5 protein-coding genes are annotated in these 6,569 nt (G+C 68.8%); all 5 read right to left on the minus strand.

Going from position 1 to position 6,569, the window contains the following annotated elements:
- Positions 1 to 64: 64 nt before the first annotated feature.
- Positions 65 to 991: a DUF881 domain-containing protein gene (locus tag ACIGQF_RS36275; RefSeq protein ID WP_399719635.1), complete on the minus strand. Its 927-nt coding sequence runs from the start codon at positions 989 to 991 to the stop codon at positions 65 to 67.
- A gap of 731 nt (positions 992 to 1,722) precedes the next feature.
- On the minus strand, positions 1,723 to 2,055 hold the full coding sequence (locus ACIGQF_RS36280) for a small basic family protein (RefSeq protein WP_003984969.1): 333 nt from the start codon (positions 2,053 to 2,055) through the stop codon (positions 1,723 to 1,725).
- Positions 2,052 to 2,969, minus strand: a complete 918-nt coding sequence (locus ACIGQF_RS36285; protein WP_361568590.1) for a DUF881 domain-containing protein — start codon at positions 2,967 to 2,969, stop codon at positions 2,052 to 2,054. Before ACIGQF_RS36285 ends, ACIGQF_RS36280 begins: the two co-directional genes overlap by 4 nt.
- 85 nt (positions 2,970 to 3,054) lie before the next feature.
- The gene (locus tag ACIGQF_RS36290; RefSeq protein WP_361568588.1) at positions 3,055 to 5,550 is read right to left on the minus strand and encodes a mannose-1-phosphate guanyltransferase; all 2,496 of its coding nucleotides are present in this window, start codon (positions 5,548 to 5,550) and stop codon (positions 3,055 to 3,057) included.
- Positions 5,551 to 5,663: 113 nt separating this feature from the next.
- Positions 5,664 to 6,272 (minus strand): CDP-alcohol phosphatidyltransferase family protein, encoded by a 609-nt coding sequence (locus ACIGQF_RS36295; protein ID WP_361568586.1) that lies wholly within the window; start codon positions 6,270 to 6,272, stop codon positions 5,664 to 5,666.
- Positions 6,273 to 6,569: the final 297 nt, after the last annotated feature.

A 6,569-nucleotide genomic window follows, 5' to 3' on the forward strand; every position in this document is an offset into this window, starting at 1 on the left:
TGTGCGGTGCGCCGACCCCCGGCTAGCTCATGCCCCGTCGCAGGCCTCGCCATACGTTCCCGCCTCACTGCGACGACGACCGCGCGTAGTCGGGCCGTTCCGCCTTGCGCAAGGCGTCCACGACGATCTTGTCCTGACGGGTCACAGACACCGTGGCCTGCTCCTTCTCCAATGTCTGAACGACTCCGCCCGGGATGTTCAGGGCCGGCTCCAGGTCCTCGGGCTTGCCGATGACCTTGAAGCGGAAGGGCTGGGCGACCCGCTTCCCGTCGATCTCCACACCGCCCCGCACGTCCGAGAGGTAGGTGTTCGCCACGACGCGGACGTCGTTGACCTGAATGGCCTCCGCGCCGGCCGCGCGCAGCTCCTGGATCGTGTCCAGGAGCTTGTCGGCCTCGACGGAGCGCGACGGGTCGTCGATCGTGAGCGAGATGCCGGGCCCCTCGGCCGCCACCGTACCGGCCAGCACCCCGAGCTGCTGTTCTTTTTCCACCGTCTGCTTACGGGCCTCCTCGGCCTGGTCCGAACTGTTCTCCAGCTCGGTCTTCTGGCCTTCCAACCGCCGCTGCTCGTCCTCCAGGCGCTGCGAGCGGTCGTCGAGCTCGTCAAGGATGCGCACCAGGTCCTCCTGGCGCGCTCCGCGCAGCGCACTGCTGTCACTGGTGGAACGTACCTGAATCGCGAGCCCGAGCCCGAGAATGAACAGCAGTACGGCCGCAATCAATTGAGCCCGGTTCAGCCGCGGCGGCCACAGGCCCGCCTTGAGGCGCTCCCGTCCGGTGAGCTGGGGGCCGCCCGCCGGCTCCGGGGTCCCCCCGGACGGCTGACCTCCCGTGGGCGGCGGTCCGGGCGGTACCGATCCGTGGTGCCCCGCTCCGGAGGCAGCGGGGGCCGCGTGGCGATGCCCGTGAGGGGCAGCCGACGCGCCGCCCGGACGGCCGCCCTGCGCGCCTTGAGGGGCACCGCCGGGCCCCTGGCTCTCGGGCGGCATGGGGAACCGTCCGGCGGACCCAGGACGCCCACCAGGGCCCTGCGGACGGCCTGCTACGGGTCCCCGTGCGGGGCCCTGCGAACGGCCGCGTACGGGGCCGTGAGCGCCGTACGAGCCACCCTGCCCGGGCCCTTGCGGCCGCCCCTGGGGAGAACCCGGCCGCCCCTGAGGGCGCCCCTGGCCCTGTACGGGGCGCGGCGGGCGTCCCTGAGGCGGTCCCTGCAGCGGGCCCTGAAGGCGGCCCGGTCCGGAGCGCTGCGGGGTGCCCTCACCGGGGCCGTGCGTGGTCGCACGGCCGGGCGGCGTCGCCTTCCCTTGTGCCTCACCCGACTCGGATTCCTCAGGCGTACCTGTAGTGCCTTTCGCCTCGGAGGACTCGGGCTTCTCGGACGTCCTGGGCGTTTCGCGGCGCTCCGGGACATCGCGCCGCTCCGCAGCGCCACGCTCTCCGGCCTCTTCCCCGCTTCCGGACGCCACGGGACGTTTCTGCGACCCGGCCGCCTCCTCAGGACGCTCCGGCCGCTCACCCTCGGGTGCCGCGGGCGTCGCCTCTTCGTGGGCGGACGACTCGTCACCCTTCGGGGGCACACCGCTCTTCGAGGACGCAGCACCCGTGGCGGCCGCGCCGCTCTCCGGGGACGCGGCGCTCTCCGGCGCCGTCCCCTCGTAGTCGCTCTCCGAGGACGCGTCGCGCTTCGGAGTCTCGTCGTGCTCGTCGGATGGCATCGGCCTCACGCCCTGAACACGTGCCGGCGAATCGCGGCGGCGTTGGAGAAGATGCGGATGCCGAGCACCACGACGACGCCGGTGGAGAGTTGGGCACCTACGCCCAGCTTGTCCCCGAGGAAGACGATGAGTGCGGCGACGACCACATTGGACAGGAAGGACACGACAAAGACCTTGTCGTCGAAGATGCCGTCCAGCATCGCCCGCAGGCCGCCGAACACGGCGTCCAGCGCCGCGACGACGGCGATCGGCAGGTAGGGCTCGACCACCGTCGGCACCACGGGACGGACCACAAGCCCGACCACGACTCCCACGATGAGGCCCAGTACGGCGATCACGATGTGCCCTTCCCTGTGTCGGTGCCGCCCGGCTGCGGGGCACCGGTCTTCGGCTGTGCGGTTCGTACGATCAAGCTCGGCGCGGGCGGCAGCGTGAGCTCGCCCTCGGTGGAAATCCGGGTGCGGACGCCGTAGTTCTGCTGCAGCACATGCAGGTACTGGCCGTCGGCACTGTCCTGGAAGGCGGTGCTGAGCCGCTGCCCGTCCCCCACCGCCAGCACCGTATACGGAGGTGCCAGCGGTTTGTTGTCGACCAGTATGGCGTCTCCCGCCGCCCTGATCGCCGAGAGGGAGGTGAGCCGCTGCCCATTGACGGAGATGGCCTCGGCGCCGGACTCCCAGAGCCCATTGACGACGCGTTGCATGTCCCGGTCGCGCACCCGGCCGGTGTCGGAGAAGCCGGAGCTCTCGCGGGGGCCGCCACTGCCGGCCTCCGCCTCCTTGGCATCGTCCACGACCAGCTTCACGCCGGGCCCGGTGACCTGCGTGGAGCCGGACAGCAACGCCAGCAGGTCGGCCCGCTCGCCGCCGCTCTTCTTGAGCGCCTTGCGCTGCATGTCGCCGACGTCGTCCCGCAGGGAGTCGACGTGCTGCTGCAGTTTGTCGGCCTTGTCGGTGCCCTGGTCGATCCGGGCGATGAGCTCCTCGCGCTCCTTCGCCATGGTCGGTGCTGATATGCGCGCTTGAGCGGCGCCCACCGTGACGACCACGGCGGCCAGCACCAGACCGGCCGCGAGGCCCAACTTGGCCCGCAGCGTGCGCGGCAGGCCACCGTCCTCCGCCGCCTTACGGGCTGCTGCCTCGGCGTACCCGTCGTCGAGGCTGTGCTCCATGACATTGTTCAGCAGCGACATGGAGGCATCGGGGCGCGGAGCGGGTCCGGGGCTGCTCCGTTCGGGGTGCTGCTGCGACATGCCGCACATCGTCGCACGTCGGCGGCGCACTCTCCCAATGGCCCCACCGGCGCGCCGAGTCGAGACGCGCCGATGGGGACCCAGGTCAGCGGCCCGCGCTGTCCACGACGGACGACCATTCGTCCAGGAGCTGCTGAGCGGAGGCGTCGTCCGGGCCCTCCGCCCACAGGTGCGTGACCGCCTCGGCCGGGTCGGGCAGCACCAGTACCCAGCGCCCGTCGGCCTCGACGACGCGTACGCCGTCGGTGGTGTCCACCGAGCGGTCGCCCGCCGCCTCGACCACGTGCCGCATGACAAGGCCCTTGACGGCCCACGGGGTCGCCAGGTCGCGCTTGAGTACGTGGGCACGCGGGATGCGCGCGTCAATCTGGCTCAGCGTGAGCTGCGTACGGGCGACCAGACCGATGAGCCGCACGAAGGCGGCCGAACCGTCGAACACGCTGGCGAACTCGGGGACGATGAAACCGCCCCGGCCGTCGCCGCCGAAGATGGTGTCGTCCGCCCTGCCCACCCTGGTCAGGTCATCGGGCGAAGTCGTCGTCCACTCCACCTGCGTACCGTGGTATGCCGCCACCTGCTCGGCGATACGCGTCGTGGTCACGGGCAGCGCCACCCGGCCGCTGCGCCGCTCGGCGGCCACCAGGTCCAGCATGACCAGCAGCGCGCGGTCGTCCTCGATGATCCGCCCACGCTCGTCAACGAGAGAGAGCCGCTCACCCACCGGGTCGAAGCGCACCCCGAAGGCCGCCCGCGCCGAGGCCACGATCTCGCCCAGCCGCACCAGGCCGGAACGCCGGGCGTCCTCGGTCTCCGTCGGCCGCGACTCGTCGAGACCCGGGTTGATGGTCAGGGAGTCCACCCCGAGCCGGCCCAGCAGGCTGGGCAGCACCAGACCCGCGCTGCCGTTCGAGGCGTCCACGACCACCTTGAGGCCGGCTTCCGCGATACCCGTGGTGTCCACGGACCGCAGCAGCGAGCCGGTGTACGAGTCGAAGACGCTGGACGGGAAGTGCAGGTCACCGATCTCGCCGGGGAAGGCGCGACGGTACTCCTGCCGCGCGTAGACACGGTCGAGCTTGCGCTGACCGCCCTGCGAAAGGTCCGCGCCCCGCTCGTCGAAGAACATGATGTCCACGGAGTCCGGCACACCAGGCGTCGTCCGGATCATGATCCCGCCGGCGCTGCCCCTGGCGGTCTGCTGACGGGCCACCGGCAGCGGCACGTTCTCCAGGTCGCGTACGTCAATCGCGCTCGCCTGGAGCGCGGAGATCACCGCACGCTTCAACGCCCGGGCACCACGGGAATGGTCGCGGGCCGTGGTGACCGACGAACCCTTCTTCAGAGTCGTCGCGTAGGCACCCGCGAGCCGCACGGCCAGCTCTGGCGTGATCTCCACGTTCAGAATTCCGGAGACACCACGGGCGCCGAAGAGATGCGCCTGGCCGCGGGACTCCCAGATGACCGACGTGTTGACGAACGCACCCGCCTCGATCGTCTTGAAGGGATAGACGCGTACGTTCCCCTGAACAATCGATTCCTCACCGATGAGGCACTCGTCGCCGATGACGGCGCCGTCCTCGATACGGGCCGCCCGCATCACGTCGGTGTTCTTCCCGATGACGCAGCCGCGGAGGTTGCACTGCTCGCCGATGTACACGTTGTCGTGCACCACGGCCTTGTGCAGGAACGCACCGCTCTTCACGACGACATTCGAGCCGACGACGGTGTGCTCGCGCAGCTCCACGCCGGCTTCGACCTTCGCATAGTCGCCGATGTAGAGCGGGCCGCGCAATACGGCGTCCGGGTGAACCTCGGCGCCCTCCGCCACCCACACACCCGGCGACATCTCGAAGCCGTCGATATCGACGTCGACTTTTCCTTCGAGAACGTCGGCCTGGGCCTTCACATAGCTTTCGTGGGTGCCGACGTCCTCCCAGTAGCCCTCGGCGACATAGCCGTAGATGGGCTTGCCTTCCTTCATGAGCTGGGGGAAGACATCGCCGGACCAGTCCACCGGAACGTCCGGCTCCACGTAGTCGAAGACCTCGGGCTCCATGACGTAGATGCCGGTGTTCACCGTGTCGGAGAAAACCTGGCCCCACGTCGGCTTTTCCAGGAACCGCTCGACCTGGCCGTCCTCGTCGACAATCGTGATACCGAACTCGAGCGGGTTGGGAACCCTTGTCAGACAGACGGTGACAAGGGCGCCCTTCTCCTTGTGGAAACGGATCAGGTCGGTCAGGTCGAAGTCGGTGAGGGCGTCACCGGAGATGACGAGGAAAGCATCGTCCTTGAGCGCCTCCTCGGCGTTCTTGACGCTGCCCGCGGTGCCGAGCGGCTTTTCCTCATTGGCGTAAGTGAGCTCCATACCGAGCTCTTCGCCATCACCGAAATAGTTGCGCACCAACGAGGCCAGGAATTGCACCGTCACTACGGTCTCACTGAGGCCGTGCCGTTTCAGCAGCCGCAGCACGTGCTCCATGATCGGCCTGTTCGCCACCGGAAGCAGCGGCTTGGGCATGCTCGAAGTCATGGGCCGAAGGCGCGTGCCTTCGCCGCCCGCCATCACAACGGCCTTCATGTCGGAAGCGTCCTCCTCGAAGAGATGACGATCTTGCCGACTTCACTCGTCCCGATGGCCCACTTTTTGCTGGTGGGGCACCCGGCCTCACGCGTCTGCCGGTTAAGGCGAGCTCAGTCGGCCGCGGTGTCCGCCTTGATGATGCGGCGGACCTGAACCACGTAAAGGATTCCTGCCCACCAGTAGAGCGTTGTACCCCATCCGGCGAACGCCCATCCGAAAATAGCAGCGAGTGTATGCAGCCAGCCACTTCCGTCACTGAGAAGCAGCAACGGGAAGGCATACATCAGGTTGAACGTGGCCGCCTTGCCGAGGAAGTTCACCTGTGGCGGACCGTACCGGTGCCGGCTGAGCCACCCCACCGCCACCAGCAGCATCAGCTCGCGAGCGAGCAGCGCAATGGTCAGCCAAAGCGGAAGGATCTCCCGCCAGGTCAGCCCCACCAGGGTGGACAGTATGTACAGCCGGTCGGCCGCCGGATCGAGAATGCGGCCCAGGCTGCTGATCTGATTCCAGCGGCGGGCCAGCTTCCCGTCCAGGTAGTCGCTGACGCCGCTCAGGGCCAGGACGAGCAGCGCCCAGCCGTCGGCCTTCGGACCGCCGAATTCCGGCCACAGGATCAGCCACAGGAACACGGGCACGCCGATCAGGCGAGCCATGCTCAGAATGTTGGGGATGGTGAGGACGCGATCGGTCTGGATCCGCGTCTCCTGAACCTCCACCCGTGGGCCTCCTGTGGAAACGTAGCGATGATGCCCCATGACTTTACCTGCCCGGTTCGTCCCCCTGTACCGCGGGCCCCGTATCGGCCACGACCAGGCCGGCCGCCCCGCCGGACCATGTCCGGAAACAGCCGCCGGCCGTCGCACCGGTAACCGGATGCACCTGGAGAACAAAAAAGCTCCGGCCCCTGAACCAAAAGGCTCAGGGACCGGAGCTGAAGAATTGTTCGGCGGCGTCCTACTCTCCCACAGGGTCCCCCCTGCAGTACCATCGGCGCTGAAAGGCTTAGCTTCCGG

This window comes from Streptomyces sp. NPDC053560 (assembly GCF_044544605.1).
Lineage (GTDB): Bacteria > Actinomycetota > Actinomycetes > Streptomycetales > Streptomycetaceae > Streptomyces.

Coding starts and splice junctions, on each gene's coding strand:
- ACIGQF_RS36275 (WP_399719635.1), bottom strand. CDS start 991: ATGCCGCCCGAGAGCCAGGGGCCCGGCGGTGCCCCTCAAGGCGCGCAG.
- ACIGQF_RS36285 (WP_361568590.1), bottom strand. CDS start 2,969: ATGTCGCAGCAGCACCCCGAACGGAGCAGCCCCGGACCCGCTCCGCGC.
- ACIGQF_RS36290 (WP_361568588.1), bottom strand. CDS start 5,550: ATGAAGGCCGTTGTGATGGCGGGCGGCGAAGGCACGCGCCTTCGGCCC.